This window comes from Shewanella aestuarii (assembly GCF_011765625.1).
Lineage (GTDB): Bacteria > Pseudomonadota > Gammaproteobacteria > Enterobacterales > Shewanellaceae > Shewanella > Shewanella aestuarii_A.
Genome location: NZ_CP050313.1, coordinates 367,552 through 385,158 on the forward strand (window position 1 = coordinate 367,552; position 17,607 = coordinate 385,158).

The 17,607-nt window shown below is 42.9% G+C and carries 13 protein-coding genes; 10 read left to right on the top strand and 3 right to left on the bottom strand.

All coding sequences use genetic code 11. The features are described from left to right. Positions 1-5: 5 nt before the first annotated feature. From rng to HBH39_RS01820, 8 genes are all read left to right on the top strand, one after another. Entirely contained in the window at positions 6-1,496 is a 1,491-nt protein-coding gene (gene rng / locus HBH39_RS01785) for a ribonuclease G (protein WP_167675057.1), read from the top strand. After that, positions 1,496-5,563, top strand: a complete 4,068-nt coding sequence (locus HBH39_RS01790; protein WP_167675059.1) for a YhdP family protein — start codon at positions 1,496-1,498, stop codon at positions 5,561-5,563. Before rng ends, HBH39_RS01790 begins: the two co-directional genes overlap by 1 nt. 36 nt (positions 5,564-5,599) lie before the next feature. Continuing rightward, positions 5,600-6,454, top strand: a complete 855-nt coding sequence (locus HBH39_RS01795; RefSeq protein WP_167675061.1) for a carbon-nitrogen hydrolase family protein — start codon at positions 5,600-5,602, stop codon at positions 6,452-6,454. Positions 6,455-6,478: 24 nt separating this feature from the next. Continuing rightward, on the top strand, positions 6,479-7,927 hold the full coding sequence (tldD, locus tag HBH39_RS01800; protein WP_167675063.1) for a metalloprotease TldD: 1,449 nt from the start codon (positions 6,479-6,481) through the stop codon (positions 7,925-7,927). 257 nt (positions 7,928-8,184) lie between these two features. Further along, positions 8,185-9,627 carry a TolC family protein gene (locus tag HBH39_RS01805; RefSeq protein WP_432280141.1) on the top strand — a complete coding sequence of 481 codons (1,443 nt, stop codon included), beginning with the start codon at positions 8,185-8,187 and terminating at the stop codon, positions 9,625-9,627. Further along, a complete protein-coding gene (locus HBH39_RS01810; RefSeq protein ID WP_167675065.1) occupies positions 9,614-10,594 on the top strand; it encodes an HlyD family secretion protein in 981 nt (326 codons plus the stop codon). Before HBH39_RS01805 ends, HBH39_RS01810 begins: the two co-directional genes overlap by 14 nt. Positions 10,595-10,602: 8 nt before the next feature. Beyond that, positions 10,603-11,760 carry an ABC transporter permease gene (locus tag HBH39_RS01815; protein ID WP_167675067.1) on the top strand — a complete coding sequence of 386 codons (1,158 nt, stop codon included), beginning with the start codon at positions 10,603-10,605 and terminating at the stop codon, positions 11,758-11,760. Beyond that, positions 11,760-12,902, top strand: a complete 1,143-nt coding sequence (locus HBH39_RS01820) for an ABC transporter permease (protein WP_167679922.1) — start codon at positions 11,760-11,762, stop codon at positions 12,900-12,902. Before HBH39_RS01815 ends, HBH39_RS01820 begins: the two co-directional genes overlap by 1 nt. Before the next feature lie 143 nt (positions 12,903-13,045). On the opposite strand, the gene HBH39_RS01825 is transcribed toward HBH39_RS01820, so the two are convergent. Continuing rightward, complete coding sequence (locus HBH39_RS01825; RefSeq protein WP_167675069.1) at positions 13,046-13,549, bottom strand: hypothetical protein; 504 nt, start codon at positions 13,547-13,549, stop codon at positions 13,046-13,048. Between the two features lie 257 nt (positions 13,550-13,806). Between HBH39_RS01825 and yfcE the strand changes: the two genes are divergently transcribed. Continuing rightward, the gene (gene yfcE / locus HBH39_RS01830; protein WP_167675071.1) at positions 13,807-14,361 is read left to right on the top strand and encodes a phosphodiesterase; all 555 of its coding nucleotides are present in this window, start codon (positions 13,807-13,809) and stop codon (positions 14,359-14,361) included. A 203-nt stretch (positions 14,362-14,564) separates the two neighbouring features. Then, positions 14,565-15,734 (top strand): BamA/TamA family outer membrane protein, encoded by a 1,170-nt coding sequence (locus HBH39_RS01835; RefSeq protein ID WP_167675073.1) that lies wholly within the window; start codon positions 14,565-14,567, stop codon positions 15,732-15,734. A gap of 108 nt (positions 15,735-15,842) precedes the next feature. Here HBH39_RS01835 and HBH39_RS01840 read toward each other — a convergent pair whose 3' ends face one another. Together HBH39_RS01840 and yjgA are read right to left on the bottom strand one after the other, a co-directional pair. Continuing rightward, on the bottom strand, positions 15,843-16,736 hold the full coding sequence (locus HBH39_RS01840; RefSeq protein WP_208764177.1) for a LysR substrate-binding domain-containing protein: 894 nt from the start codon (positions 16,734-16,736) through the stop codon (positions 15,843-15,845). Positions 16,737-16,996: 260 nt separating this feature from the next. Next, on the bottom strand, positions 16,997-17,530 hold the full coding sequence (gene yjgA / locus HBH39_RS01845; protein WP_167675075.1) for a ribosome biogenesis factor YjgA: 534 nt from the start codon (positions 17,528-17,530) through the stop codon (positions 16,997-16,999). Positions 17,531-17,607: the final 77 nt, after the last annotated feature.

Consider the following 17,607-nt stretch of genomic DNA (forward strand, 5'->3'; position numbering starts at 1 on the left):
GGCTTATGAATAGCAAAGCTCAGCGTAAAAAAGGATCGGAATTACTAATTAATGTCACGCCAACAGAGGCAAGAGTCGCCTTAGTTGAGCATGGTGTTTTGCAAGAAGTGCATATAGAACGTCGCATGAAACGCGGTTTAGTGGGTAACATTTATAAAGGTAAAATCAGCCGAGTGTTACCCGGCATGCAGGCAGCCTTTGTGGATATTGGTTTAGAAAAAGCCGCATTTTTACACGCCTCAGATATTGTGCCGCACACTGAATGTGTCGCCGATGTTGAAAAGGGCAACTTTGTGGTGCGTGATATTGCTGAGCTGGTGCGCCAAGGCCAAGACATCATGGTACAAGTGGTTAAAGATCCCTTGGGTACCAAAGGTGCACGTTTGACGACCGACATTACTTTGCCGTCACGTTATTTAGTGTTTATGCCGGGCTCAAGCCATGTTGGTGTATCGCAACGCATTGAGTTAGAAGAAGAACGCGCCCGCCTGAAAAATATCACTTTGCCATACGTTGATGAAGATGGTGGCTTTATTATTCGCACCGCAGCAGAAAACGTTGGCGAAGATGAATTAGCTCAAGATGCAGCATTTTTACGTCGAGTATGGGCAAAGGTCAGTGAGCGCCGCAAGCGCAAAGGCACCAGTTTGCTATATCAAGATTTAGCCTTACCGGTACGTATTATTCGTGATTTTGTTGGCACGCCTATCGATCACATTCAAGTTGATTCGCGTCGTACTTATAATGAGTTGCAAACATTCGCTCAAGAGTTCATGCCAGAAGCTGCTAGCAAAATAGAGCTATATGAAGGACCAGGGCCAATTTTTGAACTGTACGATGTTGAAAACGAAATTCAACGAGCTTTAAGTCGTAAAGTAGAATTGAAGTCGGGCGGCTATTTGATCATTGATCAAACCGAGGCCATGACCACTATCGATATCAACACCGGCGCATTTGTTGGTCATCGAAACTTAGAAGAAACCATTTTTAATACCAATTTAGAAGCTACTCAAGCGATTGCTCGCCAGTTAAGGTTACGTAATCTGGGCGGGATCATTATTATCGACTTTATCGATATGCAAAATAATGAGCATAAAACCCGCGTGCTTGAAAGCTTAAATGCCGCGTTATCCCTTGATCGAGTTAAAACCAATGTCAGCGGTTTTTCTGGTTTAGGCTTAGTGGAAATGACCCGTAAACGCACCCGCGAAAGTCTTGAGCATGTGGTGTGTAGCGAGTGCCCGGCTTGTTTAGGGACCGGCACCATGAAAACCGTTGAAACGGTTTCCTATGAAATATTCCGTGAAATCATTCGCTTAGATAGAGCCTATAAAGCGGATGAATTTTTGCTTTACTGTTCGCCTGCGGTGTATAACAGTCTAAGCGGTGATGAAGGACATTTATTAGCTGAGCTTGAAGTTTATATTGGTAAGCGTATCCGCCTGCAAAACGAAGCGATGTACGCGCAGAATAAATATGACGTGGTGATGATGTAGTGTCAGGGCAACGTTTAGCCACTTTAGGGCGAATTATCTGGCAAATACTGGCAATATTGCTGGTGTTATTTGCCCTCGGTGTAAGCCTTATTCGAGGCTTACTACCGCATGTGCCTGAAGTGCGCCAAGAGTTGCTAAGCTATGTTCAGCAAAATTATGGCGTTAAACTGCAAATTGGTAGCTTGTCTGCTAAATGGCAAGCTTATGGGCCTGCGCTAACGGTTGAAAACTTGGTTTTGCCTGTGCAAGATAATCTGCCAATGACCTTGATCAGTAAGCAAGTGAGTATCAAGCTCGATTTTTGGCAGTCGTTACGCAACTTGTCTTTGCAAATTGAAAAAGTCAGCTTTGATAAAGTTGATATTGCCATTCATTTCGATAAATTTCCTGATGGGTCATCAACTAGTAATCAGCCACAGAGTAGTGATTGGTTATATGCGCTGTTGCTGGAGCAGTTAGAACACTTTGAAATAAACGATGTGACTATTCAGCTACTTAGTACCGAGTATGACTTTAGTCCTATTTATATACAAACCTTAAATTGGTTGAACCAAGACAATCTACATCGTGCGCAAGGACTGCTTTATATTGATAATGATGCCTCCGAAAATGAGTCTTTATCATTACGCATAGCATTAGAAGGAAATGGTTATCAGCCCGAATCAATCGCTGGTCAAATTTATCTCAATGCTGCGGCCTTAGACATTGGCGAGTGGGCATCAAGACGAACAAACCCCATGATCAATCAAGATCAAATTGACTTTGAAGGCGTGGTCAATTTTGATGCGTGGCTCACCTTTGCCAATAGAAATATTCAAGATGGTTTATTGCAATTTAAGCCGAGTTGGCTGCAATGGGCTGATAGCCCGCCTGTAACGGGTCAACCCAGTGTCATTTCACCTATCGATACGGCTAAGGCGAGTACGAGCTTTCAGCGCTTTGAAATACGATCTGGTGCATTAACTTGGCAAGATATTGCCAACGGCTGGCATATTCAAAGTCACGAGTTAGTGATTGAATCCAATCAGCAGCAGTTGCCGGAGTTAGACGTATCATTTGGTTATCAAAATGAGCAACTTTTTGGGCGCATGAATCTTATTAATGCGCAAATGCTGCAACCCTTATTGCCACTAATACCTAATTTGGGGCGCAAGCAGGTACAGCTTTGGCATGATATTAACTTGCAAGGGGATATTGGGCCGCTGCAAGTTTACAAAGCAAGCCATAAACCTTGGCAAGCCCGCGTTGAAGTCAGTCAATTTCAATGGCGACCCATTCAACATGTTCCAGGTTTAAAACCCATTGATATGCAGTTAGCTTGGAATGGCCAACAAGCGATATTAACCTTGCCAGCACAAGAGTACCACATTGATTTTGCTGGTGGTTTTAAAGCACCATTACAATTAAGCGGTGAAGGAATGCAGCTGCAATATGATGTTGCTGATAGACAATTGATGGCGCCTCATATCGCTTTTGCCAATAGCGATATTCATTTACAAGCAGGATTAAATTTACGCTTTGTGCCTGACACTCACATGGCATTAGCGGCTAATTTAAGTATTCAGGATGTGGCTAATGTGAGGGATTACTTTCCCCTTATGGCCATGTCGCCAAATTTGGTTGATTACCTAGAAGCTGGCCTGCAAGCTGGTCGTATTGATGATGCTAAAGTGGTGTGGAACGGGCTTTTTAAACGGTACCCTTATGTTGAGTCTGATGGTGTGTTTCAAGCTGACTTCATTATTAGTGAAGGTAAATTTCAGTTTCAGCCTGATTGGCCTGCTGTCACAAATTTAGATTTACATGCGTTATTTGAAAACAAGCTAATGGATTTAACCATTCTATCAGGCAAGCTTGGGCAAGTTGCTGTTGATGGGGCAAAGGTGGTTATTCCTGAACTTGGGGCTAAATCATTATTAAAAGTTGAGGCCGACCTTACCACAGATGCTAAATATGCCGTGCAGGTCATTAATGTCTCACCATTGAAAGACTCAGTGGGTGAAACACTCGCTGTGGTTAACATTAGCAAAACCATCAACACTCAACTTGATTTAGCCATTCCTTTATATGAAGGTGATAAGCCGTTATCAAAGGGGACGGTACGTTTTAATCAAAACCCTGTTTATATCACTAAACCCGGTGTTCAATTGAACCAAGTTAGCGGTGAAATCAGCTTCATCAATAATCTCGTGTCTGGTCAAGATTTAACCGCAAAGCTATTTAAACAACCCCTATCATTTAGTTTTGCCACCACCAACCGCAGTGGCCAATTGGCATTAGATGTTGATTTTGAGGGCCGTTGGGACATAGATAAGTTTCCCGCCAGCTTTACTACGCCACTGAGTGACTATTATCAAGGGCAGTTTGATTGGACTGGGGAATTGATGATGATGTTTGGCGATCAAGGCTACAGTTTACGGGCTCAGGCCGAGTCAGAATTACAAGGGGTATCCTTAACCTTACCATTGCCTTATACCAAGCAAGCAAAAGATAAAAAACGCCTCACAGCCGAGTTAATCGGTGACAATAAAGCCTCGTCATTGAGCGTTAAACTGGCCGATCAAGCCGAGTTTTGGGCTGGGTTTAGTCAAGACAGCGATCAGTTGTTTGAGTTTTATGAGCTAATGCTTGGACGTCATTTTAAGCTAGGTGATCAACTCACTAAACAAGGTGGCCAAATTTACATTGATTTTGAGAAGGCCCATTTAGCAGATTGGCAGCCAATTATTAATCGTTTTACTGCCAAAGCGGCAGCAGAAATTAGTGCGGATCATGCAGAAACTGAAAATCGGTTGTTTCCCGATTTAGCGAAAATCAATGCCAAAATTGCTGAGTTTGAGCTACTAGGACAACGCTTTAATAAGCTTAATTTAAGTGCGACACCACAAGAGCATGTTTGGCGCTTTGATGTGACTTCTGAGCAGTTTGATGGCCGAGTTGATTTCTATCCTAGTTGGCGTGAGCAAGGTTTAAAAGTAGTTGCAGATAAGCTGTATTTATCATTTGAACCCAAAAAGCCTAACGAAACTCAGTTTTCTCCAGCTGAAATCTTGCAAGGATTGCCGCCACTCGCGGTTGATGTTGATGATTTTAAATTCTATGGCAAGTCCTTAGGTCATTTGCAAATGCAAGCCAATCCAACGGATAAAGGCTATCGATTTCAAACGGTTTCATTAACTCATCCAAACAGCAATATGAGTTTACAAGCTAACGGGACTTGGTTGACAGAGCAAGACGGTATGCAAACTCAGTTTGATATCAAGTTACACGCTGATAAGTTTAATGAGTTGTCGGATGTTTTAGGTATTAACCCTGGTTTACAAGATGCGCCTTTGGATTTAACTGGGCAAATATCCTGGCAAAATAGCCCATATAATTTTTCATTAGAAACCCTTGACGGTGATTTGAAATTTGATTTTGGTAAGGGGCATTTATCCGAAATTAGTGACAAAGGAGCAAGACTGTTTTCACTGTTTAGTCTTGATTCTATTGTTCGTAAGCTGTCTTTTGATTTTTCAGACGTATTTGGTAAAGGGCTTTATTTTAATAGTTTCAAGGGTAGTTTAGTTATTGATAACGGCGTGGTGAAAACCACAGACACTGAAATGGACGCCCTTGCGGGTAGCATGAAAGTAAGAGGTTATACTGATCTTACTACCCAAAGTCTCAATTACGATATTCGTTTTTTGCCGCAATTGGCCTCCAGTGTACCTACTGTGGTGCTACTAAGTACCAGTGCATGGACATTAGGCATTGGCGCATTTGCCTTAACCAAAGTGCTTGAGCCTGTCATTGAAGTGATTTCAGAAATTCGTTTTCGACTTACTGGCACTATGGCTAATCCGCAAATGGAAGAGCTAGAGCGTAAGAGTAAAGAAATAGAAATACCGGAATCCATTTTACGTGAAAATGGTATTGAACCTTTGCCTAAAGAAGGATTACCGACAGAACCGTCAGCGCACGAAGAACCGTTAGTGGAAAAGAAGCCTTCAGTAGCTCCTCAGCCGACAATTCCAACGTCAGTTTCTGCCGATAGCAGCACAACTAATGTTGAATCACCAAACTAATCTGGTTATCACACACGTAAGTTAATAGGATGAAGCATGCAAATCAGTTTATTACAGTGCCAAAGTAGTCGTGATGTTCAGGCCAATTTGCAATTTATCAGTAGCCAACTTAGTGAATTACCCCGTCAATCAAATCAACCACAACTTGTGGTTCTCCCTGAATGCTGTTTGCTTTTTGGCGGGCATGAATCACAGCAACTGCAATTTGCGGGTACAGATGATGATGGCGAGTTAAAGCAGGCACTCGCAGCTTTGGCTAAACAACATCAAGTGTATATGGTCGCCGGCACCATCCCAATGCGTGCAGATGATCAACGGGTTTACAGCCGCAGTTACTTATTTGATGATCAAGGTGAAACTTTAGGCTCATACGACAAGCTGCATCTGTTTGATGTTGATGTTGCCGATGGCACTAAAACTTACCGAGAAAGTGACACCTTTCATCCTGGTTCACGTATTACCGTTATCGATACCCCATTTGGTAAAGTAGGCTTAGCCATTTGTTACGACATTCGTTTTGCCGATTTATTTCGTGCGATACGCTTAGCGGGAGCTGATATTATCGCCCTGCCTTCGGCCTTTACTAAAGTGACCGGTGAAGCGCATTGGCAAGTGTTATTGCAAGCGCGAGCCATTGAAACCCAGTGCTATATGTTAGGAGCAGGCCAGTGGGGGCAGCATAATCAAGGTAGCCGAGAAACATGGGGCCACAGCATGATAGTTGACCCTTGGGGTAAGATTGTTGCTCAACTTGATGAGGGGTTAGGTTGGGTGCAAGCGGAAATAGATGTGGCCCAAATTGTAAAAATTCGCCAACAAATGCCCGTGTTAGGGCATAATCGTTTTATAGCCCCCGTACTGGCCGATACAAACACTCGCCAGACGGACTAATTAGATTTAATAAAGAGAATTTGAATGCCTTTTTTATCACAAGTTGAGCAAAGCTTATTACAAGGTGGATTAACCTTAGATGGTCTGCAAGACTATTTAACCATTATTCATCAACACCAAATTGATTATTCTGATCTGTACTTTCAGGGCAGTCGTCATGAATCTTGGGTGTTAGAAGATGGCATTATCAAAGAAGGCAGCTTCCACATTGAGCGAGGCGTAGGTGTGCGAGCCATTACTGGCGAAAAAACCGGCTTTGCCTATGCAGATGAAATCACGCCACAGGCCCTTGATGCAGCCGCACGTGCTGCGAGAGGCATTGCCGTGGCAGGTGAACAACATAAAGTAAAAGCTTTTTCACGTACTCAAGCAACGCAGCTTTACACCAGTGATGATCCTATCGCCGCCATGGATGAAGTGAAAAAAATTGACTTACTCAAGCAAGCTGATGCTTACATTCGCAGCCTAGATAGCCGAGTCATTCAAGTGGTGGTAAGCCTATCGGGTGTCCATGAAGAAATTTTAATTGCTGCCAGTGATGGCACTTTAGCTGCAGATGTGCGTCCGTTAGTGCGTTTTAATTGTAGCGTGATTTTGGAAGAAAACGGCAAGCGTGAACGTGGCAGTGCTGGTGGCGGTGGCCGACATGACTATAGCGTATTTTTAGCCACTGATGATGCTGGTTTACCGCTAAGTTTTGAGTTTGCCCGCGAAGCCGTGCGTCAAGCGCAAGTTAACATTCATGCCGTTGATGCGCCTGCTGGGGAAATGACCGTGGTGTTAGGTAATGGCTGGCCGGGTGTACTGCTTCATGAAGCGGTTGGTCATGGTTTAGAAGGTGACTTTAACCGCAAAGGCAGCAGTGCTTTTAGTGGCAAAGTAGGTCAACAAGTGGCGTCAAGTTTAGTTACTGTTGTCGATGATGGCACGATGCAAAATCGTCGAGGCTCATTAACGGTAGACGATGAAGGCGTTGCGGCTCAAAAGACCACTTTGATTGAAAATGGCATCTTAAAAGGTTACATGCAAGACAAGCTCAATGCACGGTTAATGGGACAAGCGCCAACGGGTAACGGTCGTCGTGAATCTTATGCGCATTTACCCATGCCGCGTATGACCAATACTTATATGGAAGCGGGTGAATCAGATCCTAGTGACATTATCAAATCAGTGAAGCAAGGTATCTATGCACCTAACTTTGGTGGCGGCCAAGTGGATATTACTTCTGGTAAATTTGTGTTCTCGGCATCTGAAGCGTACTTGATTGAAAACGGTGAAGTGACTAAGGCCATCAAAGGTGCCACCCTAATTGGTAATGGCCCTGAAGCCATGAGCGAAATTTCCATGGTGGGTAATGATCTCGCGTTAGATAAAGGCGTCGGTGTTTGTGGTAAAGATGGTCAAAGTGTTCCTGTGGGCGTTGGTCAGCCAACATTAAAAATCGACAAATTGACGGTAGGCGGTACGGCCTAAGAAAATCATCGGCTTAACCTCAATCTATGATAGTTTGGGGTTAAGCTTAGCTTGAGATTAAGTGAATTATCACTGTGTGAGATTGAACTCATGACAATCTTATGTATTGATAACATAGACATCTTTTCTGTTTATTCAGAGCCCAGTCAGTTACATTTTGCAAAATTAGGCTAAAGACCCTATTTATTGGTGGTGGCATGCAATTATCGTTTTCACGACAGTTAGTTAATCCTTTAGTCCTGCGCACGACACGAGCGATGGTGTGTATGATGGCATCTATACCTATGGGTATGAGTTTACTCACACCTATTCAGGCTCATGCCACACCGCGCCCAGAGCAATATAGCCAAGCACAAACCGCATCGTTGACGTTTGCGCAGGCGTGGCAGCAGCTTCAACAAGTCAGTGATAAGCTAAAAGCTGAAACTCAGCAAGTTAACCGAGCTCAAGCCGAGCAAGATTCTGCCAAGTCATTGTATTATCCCGCCATTGATATTGGCGGTAGTTACACTCGGCTTGAAAAGCCCATAGAGCTAGATTTACGAGACTTAAACCCACTGGCTTCAATCGATCCTAGTGGTTTGCCGCCATTATTGGGCGAACTCGTTGGCGCTATTCCTGGGTCGGCTTTTATTACCCCATTTACTGAGCAAGATGTGTTTCGCGCCAGTTTACAAGCCATGTGGCCAATCTATACCGGAGGCAGAATTACTGCAGCCCAAGGTATTAAAGCTGCGCAAGTAGCAGAAAAGGAACAAGAGTTCGCCTTGGTTCAGCGTGATTTATTTTCGACATTGGTTGATAGGTATTATGCAGTTAGTGTCACAAAAGTGCTGGCTGAGACGCAGCAGCAACTTGTTGATTCGCTTGCCTTACATGTAAATCATGCCGAAAAACTTGAACGAGAAGGTCAAATAGCAAGCGTTGAGCGACTGAATGCACAGGTGGCACTGGAAAATGCCAAAGTGGCCCAGCGTAGCGCCCAAAGGCAGAACGAAATGGCCAGCATCGCCTTAAGTCGCATGTTGAAATTCAGCCAAGTTGAACCTATTTCACCGCTATTTATGCTCAACAGCCAGCCTTCTTTGTCACAGTTAAGTCAGTTAACCATGAACGAACATCCTGCACTTAAGTTGCTAGAATCCAAAGAAGCTCAAGCCAATGGTTTAGTTGATTTAGAAAAAGGAGGTTATTACCCAACGGTATTTTTATACGGTAATTACACCTTGTATGAAGACGATAGCTTGTTTTCGCAAATTGAACCCGATTGGATGGTTGGCGTGGGTGTTAAGGTGCCATTACTCAGTCGTGATGGCCATAGCGGGAAAGTGAAAGCGGCTAAAAGTGCCTTATTGCAAGCACGTCATACTAAAGCGCAAACCCAACAGGATTTAGGTTTGTTGGTTGAGCAACACTACCGACAACTATTACAAGCCCATGAAGAAGTGGAAGCACTTAATACATCACTGGCTTTAGCAACCGAGAACCTACGCTTGCGTGAGTTAGCCTTCAATCAAGGTTTATCAACATCGGTTGATCGTGTGGATGCAGAATTAAAACTTAATGCCGTTAAAACCCAGCAATTGGGGGCAAAATATCGCTATTTACAGACTTATGCCAAGTTGATGGCAATAAGTGGTCAGTTAGATGAATTTATTGGACGAACTCAGCAGCAGGAGATTTCACATGCGAGCAAATAAAATCTTAGCAGTGCTAGCACTGTTAATTTTAGTGGCGATTTTAGCTTATGGTGTGAAGTTAGCTTTTGCTCCCCAGCCAGTATTCTTACAAGGCCAAATAGAAGCCAGAGAATACAATATCTCCTCTAAAGTTCCCGGTAGAATTGAACAGGTCATGGTGCGTAAAGGCGATAAAGTCGCAATAGGAGACATCTTGTTTTCTATCGACAGCCCAGAGTTAGCTGCCAAGCTAATGCAAGCTGAAGGCGGCCGTGATGCAGCCAAAGCATTACAGTTAGAAGCGGATAACGGTGCCAGACAACAGCAAATTACCGCTGCCAAAGAGCAATGGCTAAAGGCAAAGGCGGCAACAGAGTTGATGCAAAAAACCTATCAACGCATTGAAAACTTATTTAACGAAGGTGTCGTGCCAAGACAAAAACGGGATGAGGTTTATACTCAATGGCAAGCCGCTAAATATACCGATCAAGCCGCTTATGCCATGTATCAAATGGCGCAAGAGGGCGCGCGAGTAGAAACTAAAGCCGCAGCGGAAGGTAATGCACGCATGGCTGAGGGCGCAGTAAAAGAGGTCAGCTCAATTTTAGCAGACAGCCAAATGCGATCGCCTAAAAATGCCGAAGTGAGTGAAGTATTGCTTCAAGCTGGTGAGCTTGCCCCAAGCGGTTTTCCAGTGGTTAGCTTAATTGATATGAATGATGCATGGGCAGTGATGCAAATTCGTGAAGACCAATTAGCTCAGTTTAAGCAAGGTACAGTGGTTGCACTGCGCATTCCTGCTTTAGATCAAACCGTTGATTTTACAGTTGAATACGTTAGCGTAATGGGCAGTTTTGCCACATGGCGCTCAACCGAAAGTGGTCATGACTTTGATATGCGTACTTTTGAAGTGTTATTGCACCCTAACCAACCTATTGCAGACTTACGTGTTGGTATGTCGGTTTTATATCAGCAAGCGGCAAAATAACTCTGCCTATGAATATTAAGCAGCGCTGTTCATCTGAATTAAACCGTCTTTGGCGCTCACCTTGGCAGCTTGCAATGGTGAGTTACATCCCGTTAATTGGGATGTTGTGCTTATGGTGGTTATTTAGTGCGGGTTTGCCAAGACAGTTGCCGGTTGCCGTGGTGGATCAAGATAACAGTCAGGTATCGCGCATGTTGACGCGCAACCTGCAAGCCAATTCAGTTATTGCACCGCAATCTTATGCCAATTTAACCGATGCTGAAGCGGATATGCGCCAAGCTAAAGTGTATGCCATGGTGGTGTTTCCCGTAGGCATGAATAAAGATTTGGTAACCAGTAAAAAGCCTATTATTGATATTCGTTACAACGGCCAGTTTTTATTAGTGGGTAAGTTGTTATCCAGCCAACTGCAAATGAGCTTAGGCAGTGGTTTAATGACACTAGGGGCAAAAAAGCTATTACTTAATGGTACTCATAGTGCTCAAATCGCAGTGAGTTTATCGCCAGTCACCAGTCAAACAACGGCATTATTTAATCGAAATAATAACTATGTCGGCTTTTTAGTTCCGCCAGTGTTAGTTGCTCTGTGGCAATTATTAACGATTTTCGTGTTTATGAACTCACTCAACGATGAGTTAAAACCGCAAGAAGGTAAACAAATTTTAGCCCATGACTTTTGGCAACAAGTGATGGCTAAAGTGATGGTGTTCACCCCTATTATGTTATTACATGGCTGTTTTATTTTAGTGTGGGTGTATCTTTTTATCGATTTACCTATGGCGGGCTCGATAGGATTACTGATCATTGCCCAAGCCGTAATGCTACTTGCCTTATGGTTAATCGCCTGCTTGGTATTTTTAGTGTTACGTGACAAAGCCAGTTGTATTAGTGTCTGCACCGCATGGTTTGCCCCTGCCTTTGCCTTTATGGGGATTACTTTTCCGGTGAATGAAATGCCATTATTGGCACAGTGGTGGCGGGTTATTATGCCATCGAGTCATTATATTGAGTCCCATGTTGGTATTGTCAGTTATGGTGAAACCTGGGCGCAGTTACTCACGCAACTGACTGCTTACTGGGGCTTTTTATTACTCATTCCGGTTATTTATTTTGTTGGACGCTATGTTATTGAGCCTCAATCTCTATTAGTTGAGGAGGTTAAATGATGACGTTATGGCAAGTGATGTGGCGAGATTTTAAAGCGATATTAAGCGATAAAGATTTAGTGCTGACCATTTTTGGAGCCATGCTGTTTTACTCAGTGTTGTATCCATTACCTTATTTGAATCAAGTGCCGACAGAGCAAAATATTGTGGTGGTTGACCATGATAATTCATCCTTGAGTCGTCAGGTGATCCGCCACGCAGATGCCAGTGCTAAAATTACGGTGACGGCTCAACTGCCCAGTGTTTATGAAGCTAAACAGTGGATAACCCGTGGTGACGCCCATGGTTTATTGGTGATCCCTGAAGGTTTTAGACGGAATTTATTATTAGGTAAAGGCGCCACTTTAAGCTATGGCGGTGATGCGAGTTATTTTTTAATTTATTCAGCGGTTGTGGAAGGTTTAGTGGTTGCAGGTATGGATGCCAGCAAGCAAATTCAAATGGTGGGTTTACTTGCTCGTGGTGAAACTGCAGCCCAAGTTGAAAAGGCGTTAGACACAGTGACCATCAACTCAGTGCCAGCATTTAACCCCAGTTTGGGATATACCCCTTATGTTGTTCCGGGCTTGTTTTTGCTGCTGTTACACCAAACATTACTGATTGCCACTAGCATATTGGGAGCGGGTCAATGGCGCCAACCTGGCTACTGGCAACAGGTTTCACCATTGTTATTAGTGTCGGCTCGCATTCTGACATTTAGTACTATTTATGCTTTGTTTGCGGCACTTTATTTGGGTTATTGCTTTTACTTTTACAATGTTAGCGTATTAGCGACTATGGCTGAAGTTGGCTTATTTATGGTGCCGTTTATTCTGGCTACTGCAGCCTTAGGTGTGGCCGTGAGTAGCTTGTTTAATCGCCGCGATTTACCGACACAGTTTTTCTTGCTTATCTCAATGCCTATTTTGTTTGTGGCAGGCTTTGTGTGGCCGCTGGCGCTGATCCCTGAACCATTAGTGATGGCATCACAAGTTATTCCTGCCGTACCTGCTATTAGTGGCATGCTAAGTCTTAATCAGATGGGCGCTGATTGGGCCGTCATTTTTCCTCAATGGATGCAGTTATGGCTGATGCTTGTTGTGTTTGGACTGTTAGCATGGCTTGGTATTAGCGTTAGGCAGCAACAAGTTAATTCGGATTAACAAGCCAAAACGCAAGGCATAAAAATAGGCAGCATCGAGGAATCGGCTGCCTATTGTATTTGTATCTTCGATACGTAATTTATCACTTTAAAAATAGTGATAAGGGCTGAGTTAACGGTAACCGTTTGTTGGTCTGAGTCCAATTAAAGTATTCCATTATCAGTACTGTTTAAAGCCGCTTCTAAGCGAGTTAGATTGTGCTGATAAATACTGTTGCTGGTCACTTTAGCGGCGCGACGAAAATCTTCTAACGCACCTAAGTTATCTTTAGCCATTAGTTTGGCGACGCCGCGGTTGTTATAAGCATAAGCACGCATTTCTCCCATAGTTGAATCAATACGAGCGCTTTTTACCGCTGCAGTACAGGCTTGTTCTGCTTTTTCAATTTCTGATAGCTTGGTGTAACCCACACATAAGTTGATGTTTCTTGAAAATGAATCGACTTCAAGTTTGCTGGCAGATAAGGTTTCATTTAAGCCTTCAATGATATTACCTGATTGCAATTCATTCACGCCGGGTACATCTTCAATTAATACCATTTTATAAGCTGTGTTATCTGCTACATCAGCCAGTGCTACCGTTGATGTGGTTAACAATACTAATGCGCTAGCTAGCTTAGTCACGCTTGTAAGTTTTGATGCTTTCATGATGTTGCTCCTTCAATTTAGATGTAGCGTTTTTGCTACAGGGCAACTTTAGTTAAATCATTTATTGGCGACAAACGATAAAAAAAAATCTGTTGAGTGAATTAAATTCATCTATATCAAAAGAGGTAGTTTGCCGGGGTATTCAGGCCATCTTGATGTCATTAGACCTTGAGGTTAACAAGCGTCACTTCACAGAAAATTCAACAAAAATGGCCTAATATTAGCCATTGTCATTGTGAAATAACTCGATTGGACCTATGAAATTATTTTTTGCCTCTGATATTCACGGCTGTTTATTTAGTGCTAAGCGAATGATAAACGCTTTTGAACAAAGCGCTGCTGATTACTTGTTATTGCTGGGGGATGTGCTTAACCACGGCCCTAGAAACCCACTACCCAAAGGGTATGCACCTATGGAAGTGGCTGAGTTACTTAATCAATATGCAGATAAGATCATCGCTGTCAGAGGTAATTGCGATAGTGAAGTTGATCAAGCGTTATTGAGTTTTCCCATGATGGCAGATTATAACCTAGTGTTATTGCCGACAGGGCAGCGGATTTTTCTCACCCATGGTCATATTTACAATGGTGATAACCCGCCGCCATTACGTAAAGGCGATATCATTGCATCGGGACATACTCATTTGCCTGTGGCGCAATGGCAAGGGGACTATATTATTTTTAACCCCGGTTCAGTGGCGATTCCACGTAACGACTATCCTGCCAGTTTTGGTTTATTGCAAGACAATAGGTTAAGTGTTTTGAGCTTTACCAGTGACGAGCTTGCTATGTTAGATTTGTCTTTATGCTGATCTATGTTGGCCGTTAGCGCTTGAGGCTCATTTATTCTGTGAGCTTTTTGAATGATTCAATCCTCCAAATGTGATTCGAAAAGTGACTTTGACTAAGCAATAATGTATTTCATATAAAACGCTCAGCACTGATTTGATTATCCCATCGCATCAACAGAGGATGTCAATGTGGCGCTAAAACTTATTCTGATTGGGGTTATTCTATGTTGAAAAAAATATCAATTGCATTATTGCTGATGGCCTCAACACCGCTAATGGCGAACCCCTCTCATTTTATTGATGAGCAAGATGGTCAATTTGATCTTGGCTATTACCTTGCTGAAAATGCATATGGCTTTTTACCCGTTCCTGTCATTATAACCGAGCCTGCGGTAGGTTATGGTGGTGGCTTGATGGGTTTGTTTTTACATGAAACCGAACAAGAAAAACAAGCACGCAAGAAAAAAGCATTGGAGTCAATTGATGGCGGCGCACAGCTAGTTCCTGCCGCAATGACCTTAGTGGGTGGTGGTGGCACTGAAAATGGCACTTGGTTTGCGTTTGCCGGCCACAGACATTCGTGGTTAAAGGATACTATCCGTTATACTGGTGCAGCTGGCGCGGCAAGAGGAAATCTTGATCTTTACACTAATTTGGGTGGTTTATTACCAGTTGATAACACCTTTAAATTTGATACCAGTACTCAAGCGTATTTTGCGTTTCAAAAAATCCAGTTTCGGGTTGCAAACACTCCGTTAATGCTTGGTATGCAGCAGCTTTGGGCTCAGTCAGAAATATCTTCATCTAACTTAATTGTTGACCGAATTCTGCAAGCGTTATTGGGTGAAAATACTATGACTTCAGGACTCGGTTTAGTGGCAGAATATGACACCCGTGATAACCTGTTTTTTCCTAAAAATGGTTATAAGTTTTCAGCTGAATACATGGTTTATGATGACGCCATCGGTTCCGATACTAACTATGCGACCTTAGGCGCAAATGGTGAAGCGTATTTTCCTCTCAGTCATAAATGGACGTTTGCCGTAGCGGCAAGCTATGACGAAATCTATGAAAAAGATACTAAGCTTTCTCCAACGACTAAGCCTTATGTTGAGCTGCGAGGTGTATCAGCGTTTCGATATCAAGGCGATCAAGTGGGTACATTACAAGCACAGTTAATGTATCACTTTGACCACCGTTGGACGGTATCCACTTTTTACGGATATGGCCAAACTGATACTAAATCGATTAGCGACACAACCGATTCGGTGAATGCTTATGGCGTTGGATTTAGATATCAAATTGCCCGACGTTACGGTATTCATATGGGAATTGATATTGCAAAAAGTGATGATGATAGCGCACTCTACTTTAAAGTAGGCTCAGGTTTTTAGTCTCGGTTTTCGCTATCGGTTTAGCCATTTTTATACACCTTAGATGGCAATGGCTAAACCTGAAGCTATTTCATTCGGGTTATTTTGTGTGCTAACGAATTAATCAAGCTACTGACCTAGCTCTTCTTGAAAACTCTGCAAAATCCAATCTATCAGCAAGTTGACTTCAGGCCTATGTTGTTCATTAGTATGGCGCACTAAATAATAGCGATCATGGCTATACAGTGGGTGCGAAAATAATGGAATTAACATGCCTTTATCAAACCAAGCTTGACTGATTGGCAGTGGAATTAACGCCACGCCTAATCCTTGCTCGGCTGCCCGAGCCACACTAAACATGCTATCAAGTTGAATAATTTGCTTGGGTTGAAATCCATCAAAGCCGACATTTTCAGCCCATTGATGCCAAGCATAAGGTCTAGCCTTGTGCAGTATTAAAGGCACTTGAGTTAAGGCTTTAAAACCTTGTGCAGCTAAGCGATTAAAAAGCTCAGGATTACAGGCCGGAATATAGGTAATAGGAAATAAGTCATACACATGACTATCTTGTTGCTGTTTGCCCGATAAAATGATCGATACATCAGTATGAGTCACGTGATCAGAGCGAGACTTAATGGTCTCTAGTTTTATATTAATATTGGGGTATTTTGACGACCAACCAATTAATTTAGGCATAAACAGTTCGCTGGCAAAAAACTCTGGCATTGAAATGCTGACTTCCTGCATGCGCTCAGCTTGATTGAACTCGCTAATCGTATTGACTAATTGTTGCATCACAGGCTCAACGGCTTGATAAAACCTCACGCCTACTTCAGTTAAGGCAATCGAGCGGGTTTGGCGCTCAAATAAGGTTTGATTTAAGGTTTCTTCTAACTGCTTAATTTGATGGCTTACCGCTGAAGGGGTTAAATAAAGCTTCTTGGCGGTTTCTTTAAAACTCAAGCACTCGGCCGCAACACAAAAGCATCGCAAACCGCGCATAGAGGTATGTAAGGGGATCATGGGGTACTCATATCAAAAACTGCGAATGACAACTATTAGCAAGCAAACTACGAGCCAATAATTAATGTTTTTATAAAACAGCTACATATCGCGATTTACAATTGCATGGCGAGGATTTTATTGAACCTTTATGGCTTGTCGCACCATGGTGGTGCGACTGAAATGCCATTAAAGCCTGTTGTAACGATTTTGCCAAAGCGTCAGTATTGCCCCAAATGATGAAGGTAACTTCTTTAAAGGAAAGTGACGTAACGCGAGGACTAATCTTTAATCTCACTGCGCAAATATTTGAACAGTTCTTTAGCGGATTTCGACTCAGGCCCTTTGGCTAGCTCTTTATTGGCTTGGCGTACCAATTGACGCAGTTTTTGGCGATCCAACTGAGGATGTTCATCCAATAACGCTTGAATTTCACTGTCACCATTGGCTAATAAACGCTCACGCATTTTTTCAAATATTTGTACTTGAGCCGCTTCATTATTGTTTTTATTCAGAACTTTATCCAGTGCCGCAATAATTGGCTCGTGATCATAGCTACGCATTAACTTGCCGATATATTGTAAATGACGACGATAAGCCTCTGTTTTCTGCTTAATCAATTTACTTTTTAATATGGCATCATACAAAAACTCATCTAGACCGACTTTATCTAGCTGTGTTTTGCTTAACGCAACTAATCGCAAACCTAAGGCTTGCGCTTGTTCACTTTCTTTTTTGAACTCGGTGCGACTGATGTAGTCGTCATCGTTATCGTACGGCTGCTGGAAGTGTTCTGAATCACCAACAATTTTCATAATCTTAAACCTCAAATAAATATCCGCTAATGATAGCATTATTTAGCCTTATGTGAGCGCAGTTATCGCCATGAATT